13 protein-coding genes are annotated in these 15,842 nt (G+C 47.4%); 9 read left to right on the forward strand and 4 right to left on the reverse strand.

Annotated elements, in window-relative coordinates:
• The first annotated feature begins 4 nt into the window (after nt 1-4).
• The 7 genes from nqrF to dinB all read left to right on the forward strand — a co-directional run bounded on the left by nqrF (nt 5) and on the right by dinB (nt 7,423).
• Entirely contained in the window at nt 5-1,261 is a 1,257-nt protein-coding gene (nqrF, locus tag DYH48_RS02965; RefSeq protein WP_006080471.1) for an NADH:ubiquinone reductase (Na(+)-transporting) subunit F, read from the forward strand.
• Nucleotides 1,262-1,359: 98 nt separating this feature from the next.
• Nucleotides 1,360-2,406 carry an FAD:protein FMN transferase gene (locus DYH48_RS02970; RefSeq protein WP_115334010.1) on the forward strand — a complete coding sequence of 349 codons (1,047 nt, stop codon included), beginning with the start codon at nt 1,360-1,362 and terminating at the stop codon, nt 2,404-2,406.
• A 15-nt stretch (nt 2,407-2,421) separates the two neighbouring features.
• Nucleotides 2,422-2,646, forward strand: a complete 225-nt coding sequence (gene nqrM, locus DYH48_RS02975; RefSeq protein WP_006080474.1) for a (Na+)-NQR maturation NqrM — start codon at nt 2,422-2,424, stop codon at nt 2,644-2,646.
• 260 nt (nt 2,647-2,906) lie between these two features.
• Nucleotides 2,907-3,380, forward strand: a complete 474-nt coding sequence (bfr, locus tag DYH48_RS02980; RefSeq protein WP_011845996.1) for a bacterioferritin — start codon at nt 2,907-2,909, stop codon at nt 3,378-3,380.
• Nucleotides 3,381-3,389: 9 nt separating this feature from the next.
• The gene (gene bfr, locus DYH48_RS02985) at nt 3,390-3,857 is read left to right on the forward strand and encodes a bacterioferritin (protein ID WP_011845997.1); all 468 of its coding nucleotides are present in this window, start codon (nt 3,390-3,392) and stop codon (nt 3,855-3,857) included.
• Nucleotides 3,858-4,153: 296 nt separating this feature from the next.
• On the forward strand, nt 4,154-6,157 hold the full coding sequence (locus DYH48_RS02990) for a methyl-accepting chemotaxis protein (RefSeq protein ID WP_115334011.1): 2,004 nt from the start codon (nt 4,154-4,156) through the stop codon (nt 6,155-6,157).
• 189 nt (nt 6,158-6,346) lie between these two features.
• Entirely contained in the window at nt 6,347-7,423 is a 1,077-nt protein-coding gene (gene dinB / locus DYH48_RS02995) for a DNA polymerase IV (RefSeq protein ID WP_113939875.1), read from the forward strand.
• 43 nt (nt 7,424-7,466) lie between these two features.
• On the opposite strand, the gene DYH48_RS03000 is transcribed toward dinB, so the two are convergent.
• On the reverse strand, nt 7,467-8,366 hold the full coding sequence (locus DYH48_RS03000) for a LysR family transcriptional regulator (RefSeq protein ID WP_115334012.1): 900 nt from the start codon (nt 8,364-8,366) through the stop codon (nt 7,467-7,469).
• A 92-nt stretch (nt 8,367-8,458) separates the two neighbouring features.
• On the opposite strand from DYH48_RS03000, the gene DYH48_RS03005 reads away from it, so the two are divergent.
• Entirely contained in the window at nt 8,459-9,391 is a 933-nt protein-coding gene (locus DYH48_RS03005) for a DMT family transporter (protein WP_115334013.1), read from the forward strand.
• A 153-nt stretch (nt 9,392-9,544) separates the two neighbouring features.
• Here DYH48_RS03005 and DYH48_RS03010 read toward each other — a convergent pair whose 3' ends face one another.
• The 3 genes from DYH48_RS03010 to DYH48_RS03020 all read right to left on the reverse strand — a co-directional run bounded on the left by DYH48_RS03010 (nt 9,545) and on the right by DYH48_RS03020 (nt 13,559).
• Entirely contained in the window at nt 9,545-11,191 is a 1,647-nt protein-coding gene (locus tag DYH48_RS03010; protein WP_115334014.1) for a methyl-accepting chemotaxis protein, read from the reverse strand.
• Between the two features lie 95 nt (nt 11,192-11,286).
• Nucleotides 11,287-11,841, reverse strand: coding sequence for a cache domain-containing protein (locus tag DYH48_RS03015; RefSeq protein WP_006080485.1), 555 nt, complete (start codon nt 11,839-11,841; stop codon nt 11,287-11,289).
• A gap of 257 nt (nt 11,842-12,098) precedes the next feature.
• Nucleotides 12,099-13,559 carry an aminoacyl-histidine dipeptidase gene (locus DYH48_RS03020; protein ID WP_107403936.1) on the reverse strand — a complete coding sequence of 487 codons (1,461 nt, stop codon included), beginning with the start codon at nt 13,557-13,559 and terminating at the stop codon, nt 12,099-12,101.
• Nucleotides 13,560-13,778: 219 nt separating this feature from the next.
• Here DYH48_RS03020 and DYH48_RS03025 point away from each other — a divergent pair, with 219 nt between their 5' ends.
• Nucleotides 13,779-15,317 carry a M17 family metallopeptidase gene (locus DYH48_RS03025; RefSeq protein WP_115334015.1) on the forward strand — a complete coding sequence of 513 codons (1,539 nt, stop codon included), beginning with the start codon at nt 13,779-13,781 and terminating at the stop codon, nt 15,315-15,317.
• The last annotated feature ends 525 nt before the right edge of the window (nt 15,318-15,842 follow it).

Raw genomic sequence — 15,842 nt, forward strand, 5'->3', positions numbered from 1 at the left:
GTTAATGGATATTCTTGGTATTTTTAAATCTACTCCGCTCGAGGTTTACCTCGGTGTGAGTATGTTTACTGCTATCGTCCTCATCTTGGTATTAGTGATTTTATTCGCTAAGTCTAAGTTAGTGGCTAGCGGTGACATCACGATCGGCATTAATGACGATCCTGAAAAAGCTATTACAACCGGTGCAGGCGGTAAGTTGTTAGGCGTTTTGGCTAACAGCGGTATCTTCGTATCGAGTGCGTGTGGTGGCGGTGGCTCATGTGGCCAATGTCGCGTAGTGATTAAGTCTGGCGGCGGCGATATTCTGCCAACAGAACTTGACCACATTAGCAAAGGTGATGCCCGTAAAGGCTGTCGTCTTTCTTGTCAGGTTAACGTTAAGAACGATATGGAAATCGAGCTTGACGAAGAAATCTTCGGTATCAAGAAATGGGAATGTGAAGTTATCTCTAACGATAACAAAGCCACTTTCATTAAAGAACTGAAGCTGCAAATTCCTGATGGCGAATCTGTACCATTCCGTGCTGGCGGTTATATTCAAATCGAAGCACCTGCTCACCATGTTAAATATGCAGATTTCGACGTACCTGCACAATACCGTGGCGACTGGGAACACTTCGGTTTCTTCAATCTTGAATCTAAGGTTGATGAAGAAACTATCCGTGCATACTCAATGGCTAACTACCCAGAAGAGTTCGGTATTATCATGCTGAACGTGCGTATTGCTACGCCTCCACCACGTAACCTGACTCTACCTTGCGGTAAGATGTCATCTTACATTTGGAGCTTAAAAGCTGGCGATAAAGTGACAATTTCTGGCCCATTCGGTGAATTCTTCGCGAAAGATACCGATGCAGAAATGGTGTTTATCGGCGGTGGTGCGGGTATGGCGCCAATGCGTTCACATATCTTCGACCAACTGAAGCGTCTTCAGTCTAAACGTAAGATGAGCTTCTGGTACGGTGCACGTTCTAAGCGTGAAATGTTCTACGTAGAAGACTTCGACGGCCTCGCGGCTGAGAATGATAACTTCGTATGGCATGTGGCACTTTCAGATCCTCAACCAGAGGATAACTGGGATGGTTACACAGGTTTTATTCATAACGTATTGTATGAAAACTATCTGAAAAACCATGATGCACCAGAAGATTGTGAGTTCTACATGTGTGGACCTCCAATGATGAACGCTGCCGTAATTGGTATGTTGAAAAATCTTGGTGTCGAAGACGAAAACATCTTGTTGGATGACTTCGGCGGCTAATGTTCATTAGTCCTAGATAGAAAAGTTGCAGATGTTGAGGATAATCTCTCATCTGCAACTTTTGCATTTAAGGGCCCAAATAAGAGTAGTAGGTCACTATGTTTCAGACCTTAAAGATCAATACCTCAGCACTAAAGCATTCATTTAACTGGCTAGTCCTCGTAGGGCTGGCCTTTTTTGTTTCAGCCTGTTCTAAGCAGAACGAAGTCATTTCGTTAGCGGGCAGCACTATGGGGACGACTTACCATATTAAAGTCGTGCCGAATGAGCAGATGCCGACAGCGCAGTTACTTCAAGCGGAAATTGATTTAGCCCTTGAGCTGGTCAATGACCAGATGTCGACGTATCGCCCTGATTCAGAGTTATCCCGTTTCAACCAGTTGCCATTGGAGCAAAGCGTTGAAGTCTCACCGGATACCATCAAAGTGGTGCAAGAGGGAGTACGCTTATATCAAGTGACGGATAAGGCACTTGATATTACCTTAGGTCCTTTAGTTAACCTGTGGGGATTTGGGCCAGATAAGCGTCCAACGAAAGTTCCGACTCAGGCCGATATCGATGCGGCAAAAGCCAAAACCGGTATTAGTGAACTTTCCATTGAAGGTAACCGTCTAACTAAGCACAACGCCCATTTATACGTAGACCTATCGTCGATTGCCAAAGGGTTTGGGGTTGATAAAGTGGCTTCCATTCTTGATAAATATCACGCGACTGGTTATTTAGTTGAAATTGGTGGTGAGCTCAGCATTAAAGGTGCTAAAGGCGATGGCAGCTCTTGGCGCGTTGCCATAGAGCAACCGACCGATGACGGTTCTGAAGCCGTACAGCAGGTTATCTCACCAGGTACGATGGCGATGGCGACCTCAGGCGATTATCGTAATTATTATGAGGAAGACGGCCAACGTTTTACCCATATAATTGATCCGCGTACCGGTTTGCCAATCAATCATAAGCTAGCATCCGTGACCGTATTGCATCAAAATTGTATGACGGCCGACGGTTTTGCGACGGCTATGATGGTTTTGGGCACAGAAGCATCATTGGAGCTTGCCAAGAAGGAACACTTGGCGATAATGCTTATCGAAAAGCAAGGCGACGGATTTAAGGTCTACTATAGCGACGCCTTCAAGCCTTTCCTTATTTAGTTTTTGGAGTAAACCATGACCTCTTTTATCGCGGCATTTGTGATTTTGTTATTATTCTTTTTGCTCATGTCGATTGGTTATCTCATCAAGCGCAAAGCCGTTGAAGGAAGTTGTGGCGGTTTAGGTGTTCTAGGGATTGAGAAAGCGTGCGATTGTGATGACCCTTGTGACAAACGTAAACGTCGTATGGCCGCTGAAGAAGCGCGTCGTGAGAAGTTAACAAAAGACCGTATTATCTAACATGCTCTACATCGTCTGTTTTGACAATAGCCTCCCATCTGGAGGCTATTTTTTTGCCTGAAACTTATCAGCCTAGATGATTCACTTAAATTTATCCTTGGGATATGAGGGAGATAGCGCGCTAATCTAAGCGGAAATGAGAATGGTTGTTATCATTAAGTAGGTGAAATATAAAGATAATTTGAGTTGGCCGCTGAATTGTACTAGGCTAGAAGCTTGATTTAGATCAATCTTTTCACGCTTACCAAGGATAGTAACTTATGAAAGGTCATCCTAAAGTGGTTGGGCAACTGAATCGGGTGCTTACCTGTGAGTTGACCGCCATCAATCAATATTTTCTCCATGCCCGCATGTTTAAGCACTGGGGCCTTGAGAAGCTAAATCACGTCGAATACAAAAAATCCATCCAAGATATGAAGCACGCCGATAAGCTCATCGAGCGCGTACTGTTTTTGGAAGGCCTGCCAAATTTGCAGCAACTCGAGAAACTTCGTATTGGTGAACATAGCCAAGAAATGCTCGACTGCGATCTGGCCATGGTGCAAGAGCAGCTTACATTGCTGCGTGATGCCATTAGCCTGTGTGAAACCGAGCAAGACTATGTGAGCCGCGATCTGCTGGAAGACATTCTCGAAGATGAGGAAGAGCATTTAGATTGGCTTGAGTCGCAGCAAGAGCTCATTACGCTAACCGGTATTCAAAATTATCTTCAATCGCAAATTAGCGACCAATAGGAGCGGGATATGAAAGGCGATAAAGACGTCATCGATGCGTTAAATCGACTCCTAACGGGAGAACTCTCGGCAATGGATCAATATTTTGTCCATGCCCATATGTACGAAGATTGGGGCTTGAATGAACTCTATGAGCGCATCGCCCATGAGTCCGATGATGAAAAAGCCCATGCGGCCAAATTAGTACAGCGTATTTTATTCCTCGAAGGGACGCCCAATGTTGCCGCCCGTGAGGCGTTGAACATAGGTAAAGATGTGGAAGAGATGCTGCGTAATGATCTCGCCTACGAGTACAAGGTCGCGGACGATTTGCGCCAAGTGATTGCCCTGTGTGAGCAGAAGCAAGATTACCAAACCCGCGAAATCCTCGAAGTGTTACTCGACGATACTGAGTCGGACCACATGTATTGGCTCGAAAAACAACTCGGACTTATCGACCGTGTCGGGCTGCAAAACTACATGCAAACTAAGATGTAATCGCTAAATCGAGATCAGCGAGGCTAACTCGCTGATCTTATTTCTACCGCTTCCTATTTTTCGAATCCCTATATAGTCTATCTGACTGTAAAACTTTGCCTCTACAAACTCATCCTCTGCAATCCGCCTTAAATTTAGCGAATCCTGTTATACGTTCAATATCCTTTCTTTACAAATACTTATTTACGTTTTTTATGGCGATTTCATCTGTTGTTAACAGGTAAAAATTGTTACCGTGTAAAACTATTTTTGCGAGCCATATTGTTAAGTTGTTGGTCAGCCAGACGGGAAGATTGATGGGATATATGAAACGTTCTCTAAGTTTGCAGTTAGTGGTTACTATCGTTGGTGCGCTTGCTGTACTGCTTACCTTAGTCGCCGCTTTGTTGGTGACAAAAGAAAGTGATAACACGCGAAAGCAAGTCGATGCGGATATTTCGGCGCTGGTTGCCTTAAAAGCCAATGAGATCAGCGGCTACTTTATTGCTAAGGGCCAAGTGATCCATTCAGTATTTGCCGAGCCGGGTTTAGTCAAATGGTTTACTCAGTATCACGCCCGTGGCAGTCATCTCGCGGCTGATCGCCAGTATCAAGACATTATTGGTTACTTTAAGTCTTTCTCCGATCGCGATAGCGATGTTAAGTCGGTGTTTTTTGGCTCGGCCAATACCTTCGAGTACTTTGACCTTAATGGCCGCTTCGATGGCGACCCAGATTACTACACCAACAAACGACCTTGGTGGCAGGAGGCGATTGACCAGCGTGGCTTGTTTGTTGGCGATCCTGCGGTCGATGCGAACGATGGTTCAATTTCTGCCACGGTTAAAACCCCTGTTTATGCTGTCAATGGTGAGCTGATTGGCATCGGCGGCATGGATATCTTGATTGATACTATTGGTAAATCCCTGCTGGCACCGATCAAATACCGTGACTTTGGCCAAGCTTTCTTGATGACAGACGAAGGCAAGTTGGTGTATTTCCCTGGTTTTTCAGAACGTTTCCCGCCGGGTTCTTTGGCAAATCAAGTGGACACTCAGTTTAAGCAGACCTCAGGGTTTTCGGCATTAAGACAACAGATGCAAAGGGAAGCGCAAGGGTTTGCTAACGTCACGTTCAATGGCGTGCCCCAGCGGGTGAGCTTTGTGACTGTGGGCGGTGATTATCCCAAACAAAAGTGGCACTTAGCCTTTATGTTGCCCCACGAAGTGATTGAAGCGCCAGTGACCGCTGCGTTCTGGAATGCCAGTATGGTCGCCATCGGTATCATGCTGCTCATGGGCGTGACGGTATGGTTGATGTTGCTACCCTTTAGACGTCAACTGGCTAAGTTATTGGATGCGATGGAAGATATAGCCGAAGGTGACAGTGATTTATCAAAACGTATCCTGATGGATCGAGAAGATGAGTTAGGCAAACTTGGCGATGCCTTTAACCGCTTTGCCGAGAAAGTGCAGCACATGTTGTTGGATACGCGCAGTTTAACCCAAGAGGTGGGCTCGGGCGTTATTGATGCGCGGCAAATCTGTGATTTAGCCGTGTCGTCGGTCTCATCGCAAAAGCAGCAGATAGATTCGGTTGCCACCGCCGCGACGCAAATGGCGCAAACCAGCCAAGAAATGGCTGTCAGTGCCCAGCGTGCCAATGATTTTGCCCAGAAGGCGCAAACTCAAGCCCACGACGGTACACAGATTGTTTCCCGTGCGACCGAAGGGATGAAGGCGCTGTCAGAGCAAGTGATTTCCGCGGCGAAAGTGATTAAACACTTACGCAATAGTTCAGAGCAAATCGGTGAAGTCTTGAGTGTGATCCGTAATATTGCCGAGCAAACCAATCTATTGGCATTGAATGCGGCGATTGAAGCGGCGCGTGCGGGTGAGCAAGGTCGCGGTTTTGCTGTCGTGGCCGACGAAGTGCGCACGCTGGCATCGCGTACCCAAGACTCTACCGCCAACATTCAAGGTATTATTCAAACTTTGCAACAGAGTGCATTGCAGGCTGAGCAAGTGATGGAATCGGGCGTCGAACAAGCGAAAGCGGGGCAAGACTTAACGACCCAAGTCGAAGCGGCACTGAATGATATTGCCACGGCGATTATGTCAATCCAACAGCAAACGGTTGAAATAACCGTGGCAATCGATCAGCAAGCTGTGGCGGCCGAGGAAGTGGCGCTCAATGTCGATAATGTGCGGGGATTGTCGGATCAGTCTTTGCTTTCGAGTCAGGACTTATCGCAAAGCTTGCAAGGCTTTGAGGATATGACCCGCGCACTTACTCGCAATATCGGCCAATTTAAGATTTAAGCCTGAGCTGGTCAGTGAACTATTTGCTCACTGACCATCAGCTCAATCACGGCATCACTCATAGTGCACTCACAAAAGGAGCTTAGGCTCCTTTTAATTTTAGGTTTCCCGCACGATCCTCGCTAAATTGATGACGAACACTTGATTACTGTTTTTATATACAGTATTTTGGCGTTGGAGGAATTCAACGTGCGAAAAATTATTCACATCGATATGGACTGCTATTTTGCGGCAGTGGAAATGCGCGACTTTCCCGAGTATCGTGGCAAGCCTTTAGCCGTGGGCGGTAGCAGCGATCGTCGTGGTGTTATTAGCACTTGCAGTTACGAGGCACGTAAATTCGGTGTGCGTTCGGCGATGGCGACTGCTTATGCCTTTAAGTTGTGTCCCGATCTCATTTTGGTTCCTGGGCGGATGCAGGTTTATAAAGATGTGTCGCTGCAAATTCGTGAAATTTTCTCCCGCTATACCCCATTGATTGAGCCGCTTTCTTTAGATGAAGCCTATTTAGACGTGAGTGAGTGCCAACAATATAAGGGCTCGGCAACCTTGATCGCGCAGGCTATTCGCCGCGATATCTTAGTCGAAACTGGGTTAACTGCTTCGGCTGGCATAGCACCAGTGAAGTTTTTAGCTAAGGTTGCCTCGGATCTGAATAAGCCAAACGGCCAATATGTGATTACTCCAGAAACACTGCCTGATTTTGTTAAAACCTTATCGCTACGTAAAATTCCCGGTGTCGGCAAAGTCACCGCCGAAAAGCTCTCCTCGCTTGGGCTCAATACCTGTGGTGATGTGCAAGCCTACTCTAAACCTGAGTTATTGGCGCGATTCGGAAAATTTGGTGGCGTCTTGATTGAGCGTTCCCAAGGCATCGATGAGCGGGGCATTTCCGCCGACAGAGAGCGTAAATCAGTGGGTGTTGAAACTACGCTGGCGAAGGATATTTATAGCCTAGAGCAGTGCCAACAAGTAATGCCGGGATTGATCCAAGAATTAGCCCTACGTTTGAGCCGCAGCGCTAAAGAGCGCAAAATTCACAAGCAAGTGGTCAAACTCAAGTTTAATGATTTCAAACAAACCACTATCGAGCATCGTAGCGATGAAGTCTCGATTGTGATGTTTTATGATCTACTCGCACAGGCGATGGCAAGGCAAGAGGGTCGCGGCATTCGCCTATTAGGTATTTCGGTCGGCCTCGCCGATTCTATCCTCGCAGTGCCCGAAATCCCAAATGCCCAGACTCAGCTTGATTTAGCGCTCTAGGCGTTTACTGAGTCGATACGCCGCAGACTCATACCTGAATGGCTCAATAAGCCTCGGGTGGATTTGCCAACATAAAATCAATTAACAGTCTGACCCGCAAGGGTAAGTTGTCCCGATCGCGATACATCAAGTAGGCGGTGCGCGGAATACCTTGCCATTCTGGCAGTATTTGAACGAGCTTGCCGCTTTGTATCTGTTCACTCGCCATGCTGATGGGCAATAGTCCAATACCGAGTCCCGCCACCACAGCCTGACTGGCGATCGCCATATCATCGACGGCTAATTTGATATTCCCCCTCGGCTCAAACTCGAAATCTTGCCCTGTGATATTGTGCTGTAAGCGCCATGTTTTTACGGGCTTTGCGATGATAACTGGATGTTGTTCGAGTGCTTCTATGGCTTGCAGTGCATGCCACTGGGTTGCCGATGTGCTGGCACAAAGCACAAAGCTAATCGTGGTGAGCGGCCTTGCAATCCAATCGGGATCTTTAGGTTCACCCACTCGAAAGGCGATATCGATGGCGTTTTCACTGACATCGATATTCATGTTCGACAGGCTTAAATCGATGTCGATATTGGGATAATGCCGTTGAAAGGCGTTGAGTGATTCACCTAGCCAGCGATAGGTTGTATTGATGGGCGCCGAGATCCGCAGTTTGCCAACCGCTTGATGTTTGTCCGCATGCAACTCACCGGAGACCTGGTTTAACTCGATAAACAGCGGGCCGCAGCGTTCGAGATAACGCTGACCTGTAGCGGTAAGGTTGACTCTATGGGCATCTCTGTGCAGTAAACGCAGGCCTAATGATTGTTCTAACAGATTGATTCGACGACTTAAGGTTGAAGGTGGAATGCCTAAGTGTTGCGCCGCGAGCTTAAAGCTCCCTTGTTGTGCCACCACCCAAAATAAGCGCATATCGTCTAAGGAATAATTAAGTTTCATATTTGGAATTTAAGCTCTCAATCTTGTAGGTTTTAATAATATATGAAACTTATAAACTAAGCTCAATCCCAATTACCTCCCTAGAGTCCGATATGAAATCCCATACACCTTACATGACATTCGTTTGTCTACTGATTTGCGTTTTTAGCTGGGGCAGTGTGTTTCCCATTGCTAAGCGAGTGCTGGAGGAGATGTCAGGGGAATCCCTCGTATTCTGGCGTTTTACCATTGCGGCGGTGACTCTGGCGTTATATATCGTTTTTACTCGTCAGGCTTGGCCCAAATTGAGTTTGGTGCAATACATTGTCATAGCGCTGGTGGGCGTGATTGGTGTGGGCGGCTTAAATCTGGCGTTATTTAATGGGCTGCAGCACACCTCTGCCGCCAATGGCGCCTTGATTATGGCGCTCAGTCCGCTGGTGACTTCAATCGTCAACGCGCTATTACAGCGTGAATGGCTCAGCAGACAACAAGTGTTTAGCTTAGTGGGCGGATTGGCGGGCGTATTGCTAGTGATCACCAACGGCAGTGTGCAGCAGTTGCTCAATTTCAGTTTTAACCAAGGTGATGTGATGATTGCCGCCGGCATGTTGGCGTGGAGTGGTTATACCATTTGTTCGCAACGGGTCGGCCATTGGTTGCCTGTATTGCCATTTACCTTGCTGAGTATGATAGCTGCCAGTGTGTCTATGTCCGTGATTGGGCTTGGCCGAGGTGAGTTTCACCCTTGGCTGGAGTTGATGGGACTGTCGGCAACGGCTTTTTCTAGCGTGCTCTATATAGGTTTATTCGCCACTGTGCTCGGTTATCTGTTTTGGATTAACGGGGTTAAGGCGCTTGGCCCCGCTAAGGCATCGGTCTTTTTTAATCTCGTGCCCGTTTTTGCGGCATTAACGGCGTTAACCATGGGGCAGGCGGTAACGGAAATGCAATTGGTGGGGATGCTGATAGTGATCCTCGCGCTGATGTTACCTATGTTGGTCAATCTACGAGCGACAAGAGGCTTAGTGGTTAAGCGCTGCTAATCGATGCTAGCTTTGCTGTTTAAATATAAGGGAGCACCTGAATTCAGATAATCACTGCGACAGGTTTATGCTCCCTTATTCGGTAAAGGGGACTTTTCAAACATCACAGATTTACAAAAGGTAACTTATATAAAAACTTTCACTCTCGACAAATTACAGTTTAAAACGACTGACCAGCGCCGTGAGGTTACCCGCCATTGACGAGAGTTGTACGCTTGCGGCGTAGATTTCATCAGTGTTGCGTAAACTGTCCTCCGACTGTTCGGCAATGTGTTGAATATTTTGATGACTCTCATTGGCCATAGTGGTTTGCGCTTTGGCAGCGAGGGCGATTTGATTATTCATCTCGCTGATCTGACTCACCATTTCTGCAATATGTGCTAGGGCTTCACCGGCATTACTGGCGGCTTCGACGCTCGAAATGGCCTTTTCATTACCGATATTAATTGCCGCCACAGCGCTTTGGGTGCCATTTTGCACATTGGCGATCATCAATTTAATTTCTTCAGTGGATTGGTGGGTCTTAGAGGCGAGAGATCGCACTTCATCGGCAACCACAGCAAAGCCGCGTCCTTGCTCGCCCGCTCGCGCCGCTTCAATTGCTGCGTTAAGGGCTAATAGATTGGTCTGTTCGGCAATAGATTGGATCACCTCAAGCACGCGGCCGATATGTTGGCCTTCTTGTTCGAGTTTGTTGATTTGCATTTCTGCCGAGCCTACATCCCCCGCAAGTTCTCGAATTACATTGATGGTTTTTTTCACTCTTTCTTGGCCATCTGCGGTAAAGATATCGGCTTGTTTCGCGGCATCGGCGGCATGACTGGCGCTGACTGACACTTCTTGCACTGAGGCGGCAATGTGATCACTGGCATCGGCGATTCTGTGGGTGGCTGCCTGTTGATCCATCAAGGTATGTTTTGCCGTGGCGCTGGTTTTGGCTAGTCCTTCGGCGGCGACATTAAGCTCCGAAGTAGATTGTTTAAACTGCGAGATAATGCCATGTAAGTTATCGAGAAAATGATTAAAGGCATTGGCAAGGTCGCCCAGTTCGTCCTTAGAGGTTAGCTGGACCCGCTCGGTCAAATCACCATCACCATCGGTAATATCGTGGATTTTCGCCAGCAAAACTGCGAGCGGCTTACTGATGAGTTTAGGCAAGGCAACGATGAACAGAATGCAGATCAGGATACTAATCGTTAAAGCAATTAACTGCATCTGCTGCCCACGATAGGCGTCATCATCCACTTGGGTGACAGCTGCTGCCGTATTGCTGTTTAAGTCATCGATTAGCTGATTAATATTTTGATGCAGCTGCTCGAATTGCGTCGCTGCTTGGCCAAAGCTCAGATCAATGGCGGTCGTACGACCGTTACGGCCATTTTGGGTGCGCTGATTGCTGATTTCAGAGGTAGTGGTTCGCCATACCTCGAAACTGCGATTTAATTCATTGAGTTTTTCTTTTGCGAGGGGACGAGTGGTCACACCAGCAAACTGATTAAGGTGTTCTTTGACCAGAGATATACTATTAGTGTGCTGTTTTAGAAGGCTATTATAGGAGTCCGTACCCACGTTAACGAACATCAGGCTACGTTCGGCGACTTGCGCTTGGTAAAGCTCTTTATCAGCTTGCAGCAGTTCAGATTGGCTCGGTAAGTATTCGAGTGCGAGCGTATTTGCGCTGTTATTTAATGCTTTAAGCCCTAAGATGCCAGTTGAAGAGGCGAAGATGACTACGCCAGCGAGTAGCAGACTCGGGTAAGTCAGTTTCTGGTTAACGGAAAGATCTTTATACCATTCCATAGTCACGCCCTCCTTGATTGATGCATTGAAAGGTGAGGGCCGCGATAACCACTGAATAAAAGCGGATGCGGCCCATCACTGGCGTTCTCTGGCTATTAGAGTCCGAATTGATCTAGGTTGATCCCTATGGTGATAGCACCAATTGCGGCATCGCCATCCATGACGGGTATCGAAATTTGTACCAGATAAGCTTGGGAGCTAGTGTCAAATTTGACTGGACCTATGTGCTTATCGCCTTTGCCATTGGCGAAGGATTTTTGCCATTTATCTTCGTCACCCTGCCAGTAGTCTGAGGTTTTACTGGTCATGGCGACGTTAGCACCTTGATTATCCATGAGAAAAATTTCTTGGTAGTAAGGTTGGCTGGCTTCGAAGGTGGTGAGAAACTTGGCCGCTTCGTTGTTCATCAAGGACGACATAAAGTCATCAATCCCTGCGGTGGCGATCCATTTTTCATCTAATGTTTTGATCGAATCTAAACTTTTGCCTTGAGCATTTTGCGCTTTAACGGCATTCACCAGCACCACTTCTTTACCTAATGGCATCAGTGAATCGGCTAGATCGATAACGGCTTGGGGGACTTCTTCGGCGAAACTGAGGTTACTGCTGAGCAGTAGTGCGGCGGCTGACAAGATTTTACCAAATTTCATGATCTCTATTCCTTAAGGTCACTGTATTGAAGGGGAAAGCGGCTATCTCTAAAAGCGCGACAAGCAAAAATACGTTCGGGTTAGACAGAACAACTATAGTAGAAAATTCAAGTTATTCAGTTCTTTCATAAAAATTTTATCAATGGCATTTCTGCACACAAATAGAAGGTGCGATAAAAAATAAGGCCACATCTGACTTGAGCAGATGTGGCCTTGAATTAAGTGCCAATTGAGTGAGCTAGGCTATCATTCGGGCGTTACGCCTTAACTGGAATACGCTCGAGTACGGCTAATAATAAGGTCCAGTATTGGCCGACTGTGGTGATGTTCACCATCTCATCTGGTCCGTGTGGATACCGAATCGTGGGGCCAATCGAGACCATATCCATTTCTGGATAAGGTTTCTTGAATAGACCACACTCGAGACCGGCATGGATAACCATGATCACTGGCTCTTTTTGGTAAATGTCTTGATAGGTTTCGCGTACTATCGCCATCACAGGTGAGCTGTTATCTGGTTTCCAACCTGGGTAAGCGCCGCTTAAATCGATATCGGCTCCGGCTAAGTTAGTTAACGCAGTTAACATGCCTTCGACTTGAGTACGGCCAGAATCAATCAGTGAGCGAATAAGACACAGGATAGTGACTTGTTCATCATCAGTGCTGATAACGCCTACGTTGAGTGAGGTTTCAGTGACACCTTCGACTTCATCGCTCATGCGGATCACGCCGTTCGGGCACACATGTAGCAAATCGATCAGGGTATTTTGGCTGTTTTCGCTCATCACACGTTTCGGCGTGGGGATAGTGTTTAACACTAAACGCATATCAGGATCGGCAATGGCGAGTTCAGTGCGGATAAGCGCTTCAAACTCAGCGACTTTTTCGTTTAAGGCACTGACGTTTTCTTCTGGCAACATAAAGCTGATGTTGGCTTCACGTGGGATCGCATTACGCAATGAACCGCCGCTAAATTGTGTCAGCTCTAACGCTAAATCATCTGCATTTTCAAATAGGAAACGCGCCAATAACTTGTTGGCGTTGCCGCGACCTAAGTGAATGTTCACTCCAGAGTGACCGCCTTTTAAGCCAGATAAATGCAGGCTAAAGGCAGAGTAACTTTGCTCAGACGCTTGCCACACCATAGGCAGGGTGATTTGAGCATCGACGCCACCGGCGCAGCCCATGTAAATTTCACCTTCTTGCTCAGAATCTGTGTTGATCAGGATCTCTGCGTCTAACATGCCCGCCTGTAAACCGAAGGCGCCCGTCATGCCCGCCTCTTCATCGATGGTCAGTAGCACTTCTAATGGACCGTGCTTGATGTCATCAGAGCCCAAAATGGCCAGCGCCGATGCCATGCCGATACCGTTATCTGAACCTAAGGTCGTGCCTTTGGCTTTAACCCAATCACCATCGACATAAGCTTCGATAGGATCTTGGGTGAAGTCGTGTACTTTGTCGGCATTTTTCTGCGGCACCATATCGATATGGGCTTGAATGACTACTATTTTACGATCTTCCATTCCAGGCGTAGCCGGTTTGCGGATGATCAAGTTGCCAACGGCATCTTCAACGACGGCAAGTTGTTTGCTTTTTGCCCACGCTTGAATGTGCTGGCTTAAGGCTTGCTCATGCTTAGATGGGTGGGGAATAGCGCAGATTTGTTCAAACCATTGCCATAATGGCTGTGGGTATAACTGACTTAAAGCTGTCACAGAAGTGTCCCTCATAAGGTCTTGTGGGTATAGGGCAAATTTGCGGCCATTCTAGCACATTCTGCGCAGCCAATTAATCTCAGCATCACAGGCTTTTGTTACGCTGGCAGCCAAAGTTTCCAGTTCGGATTTTTCAGAGGGTCTCGATACCACTTTTAGATTGGTAATTAGGCGATAGAGCGGGAATAATGCAGACACAATAATGAAAAAGGATGGGTCATGTTTCAAGTTAACTTCGTTGATGTAAAAGCAGAAAATGCTATTTTTGATGGTGAAGGCTGGGATGCGGTTGTGGTGGTAACGCCAGATCTGGATACCATAGGTTTTGATGAGATCAGTTTATTGGCTCAGCACGGTGCCCACGTGGATAAGCGCGTAGGTAAGAGCCCGACATTACTGTTCGCCCCGGGTCTGGCAGGAGGCCGCTTGATCATCGCGCCTGTTACCCAAGTGAACGACGAGTATGTGGACGTGCGTGTGTATGCCGATGCTGCAAGGGCGGCGATTGCTATCGCAAAAGAGGCGGGCGCCAAACGTCCGTTGTTATATGTGGTGCCATCGAAGGATCTGCGTTTTGGTTTTGCCGCTGAAGTCGCGGCGTTAGCCTGCGGTCAAGAACTGTGGCAAACCTTAGAGCTGCGTGAAGCGACGGGCTTAGCGCCTGCATTTGAGGCCATAGGCTTACTATCTTCATCAACCCATAACAGCAATTTACTCAATGCGTTAGAAGCGGGCCGCGTATTAGCGCGGGATTTATGTGGTACTGAACCTGAGCGCATGTCGGCTAAAGCCTTTGCTGACTATTGTCTGCAATCCTTAGCGGGCAGCGTGATCAAAACCGCAGTGGTAGAAGACAGAGATATTTTAGAGCGTGACTATCCGCTGCTCAGTGCAGTGGCGCGTTCCTCTTTTGCCGTCGGTCGTCATCAACCTCGGGTGGTGAAATTAGAATATCTGCCAGAGGGTGAAGTGACTCGTACTTTCCTGTTCGCGGGTAAGGGCGTGATTTACGATACCGGCGGCGCCGATCTGAAAGTCGGCGGCTCTATGGCGGGCATGAGCCGTGATAAAGGCGGCGCTTCTGCCGTGGCGGGGCTATTCAAAACCTTGTCAATGCTCAAGCCTAAGGGCATTCGAGTGATTGCCGAGTTAGGTTTAGTGCGTAACAGCATAGGCAGCGAAGCCTTCGTGACCGATGAAATCATCACCAGTCATGCGGGTGTACGAGTGCGGATTGGTAATACGGATGCCGAAGGGCGCTTAGTGCTGGCGGATTTACTGAGCCATTTACGCATCAAAGCCGTGTCGGCGGTGAAGCCTGAAATGTTTTCGGTAGCAACACTCACGGGTCACGTGGTGCGCTGTTATGGCAGTTATCCTGCGGCGGTGGAAAACTCAGTAGCGAGTTCGCAGCAATGCGCTGTCACTTTACAACAGCAGGCGACTCAATGGGGCGAACCCTTTGAAGTGTCTACATTGCGACCTGAAGACTTTGCGAAAATCCGCGATGTGTCGGGCGCTGCTGAAATGTTATCTTCAAATAATGCCCCATCATCGATTACCGCCCGTGGACATCAATATCCGGCGGCGTTTTTACTGAAAGCGTCGGGGCTATTTGACCATGGTGTAACAGCCCCAATTCCCTTAGCTTATATGCACTTAGATATCGCTGGTAGTGCGACAGAAGGCGATCCGCTCTACGGCAAACCTACGGCCAGTCCGCTGGTGGGCTTGTATCAATATCTGATCAATCGCTAACGGGTAGGGCGTGTTGACGTTTCAGGGTTATTTTTGCAGCGAGTTGGCTGGCTTTTATGCAAGGTAAAGCCCGTGCGGTGTAGTTATTCTACATAAACGGGCGATAACGCAGCAGAAATGCCAGCCAAACGCTGCCCAAAGGGGTCGTCTGGCAAGCTCTTGCTCTTTGTCACTCGTCATTTGAGTAGAATAACTACACGTCACTCCTCGTTTCGCGAGCACGAGCTTGCCAGAGCGAACAAAATTTAATCTCGAAACGTCAACACGCCCTAGTAACAAAAAGAAATAATTCTGTAATATCTTACTTATTAGGTGGTTATAGGATTATTTCTGTTTTTATGTGAAGCAGATCGCCATTAACCCTACTATAATTGTGTAATTTAATTACATTAAAAAGCCTTAATTAAAAAAATTACAAATAAAGGTTGTAATAAAACTACAAAACCATATAATTGCTTTCGTGGATTAGGCGCTATGCCTTTCCTCTCTAGTCTATCCAGGATGGATATTTTTCTCCAAGGACCT

Origin of the sequence: Shewanella baltica, assembly GCF_900456975.1 — a bacterium.
Classification (GTDB): domain Bacteria; phylum Pseudomonadota; class Gammaproteobacteria; order Enterobacterales; family Shewanellaceae; genus Shewanella; species Shewanella baltica.

Coding starts and splice junctions, on each gene's coding strand:
- nqrF (WP_006080471.1), top strand. CDS start 5: ATGGATATTCTTGGTATTTTTAAATCTACTCCGCTCGAGGTTTACCTC.
- DYH48_RS02970 (WP_115334010.1), top strand. CDS start 1,360: ATGTTTCAGACCTTAAAGATCAATACCTCAGCACTAAAGCATTCATTT.
- nqrM (WP_006080474.1), top strand. CDS start 2,422: ATGACCTCTTTTATCGCGGCATTTGTGATTTTGTTATTATTCTTTTTG.
- bfr (WP_011845996.1), top strand. CDS start 2,907: ATGAAAGGTCATCCTAAAGTGGTTGGGCAACTGAATCGGGTGCTTACC.
- bfr (WP_011845997.1), top strand. CDS start 3,390: ATGAAAGGCGATAAAGACGTCATCGATGCGTTAAATCGACTCCTAACG.
- DYH48_RS02990 (WP_115334011.1), top strand. CDS start 4,154: ATGGGATATATGAAACGTTCTCTAAGTTTGCAGTTAGTGGTTACTATC.
- DYH48_RS03000 (WP_115334012.1), bottom strand. CDS start 8,366: ATGAAACTTAATTATTCCTTAGACGATATGCGCTTATTTTGGGTGGTG.
- DYH48_RS03005 (WP_115334013.1), top strand. CDS start 8,459: ATGAAATCCCATACACCTTACATGACATTCGTTTGTCTACTGATTTGC.
- DYH48_RS03010 (WP_115334014.1), bottom strand. CDS start 11,191: ATGGAATGGTATAAAGATCTTTCCGTTAACCAGAAACTGACTTACCCG.
- DYH48_RS03015 (WP_006080485.1), bottom strand. CDS start 11,841: ATGAAATTTGGTAAAATCTTGTCAGCCGCCGCACTACTGCTCAGCAGT.
- DYH48_RS03025 (WP_115334015.1), top strand. CDS start 13,779: ATGTTTCAAGTTAACTTCGTTGATGTAAAAGCAGAAAATGCTATTTTT.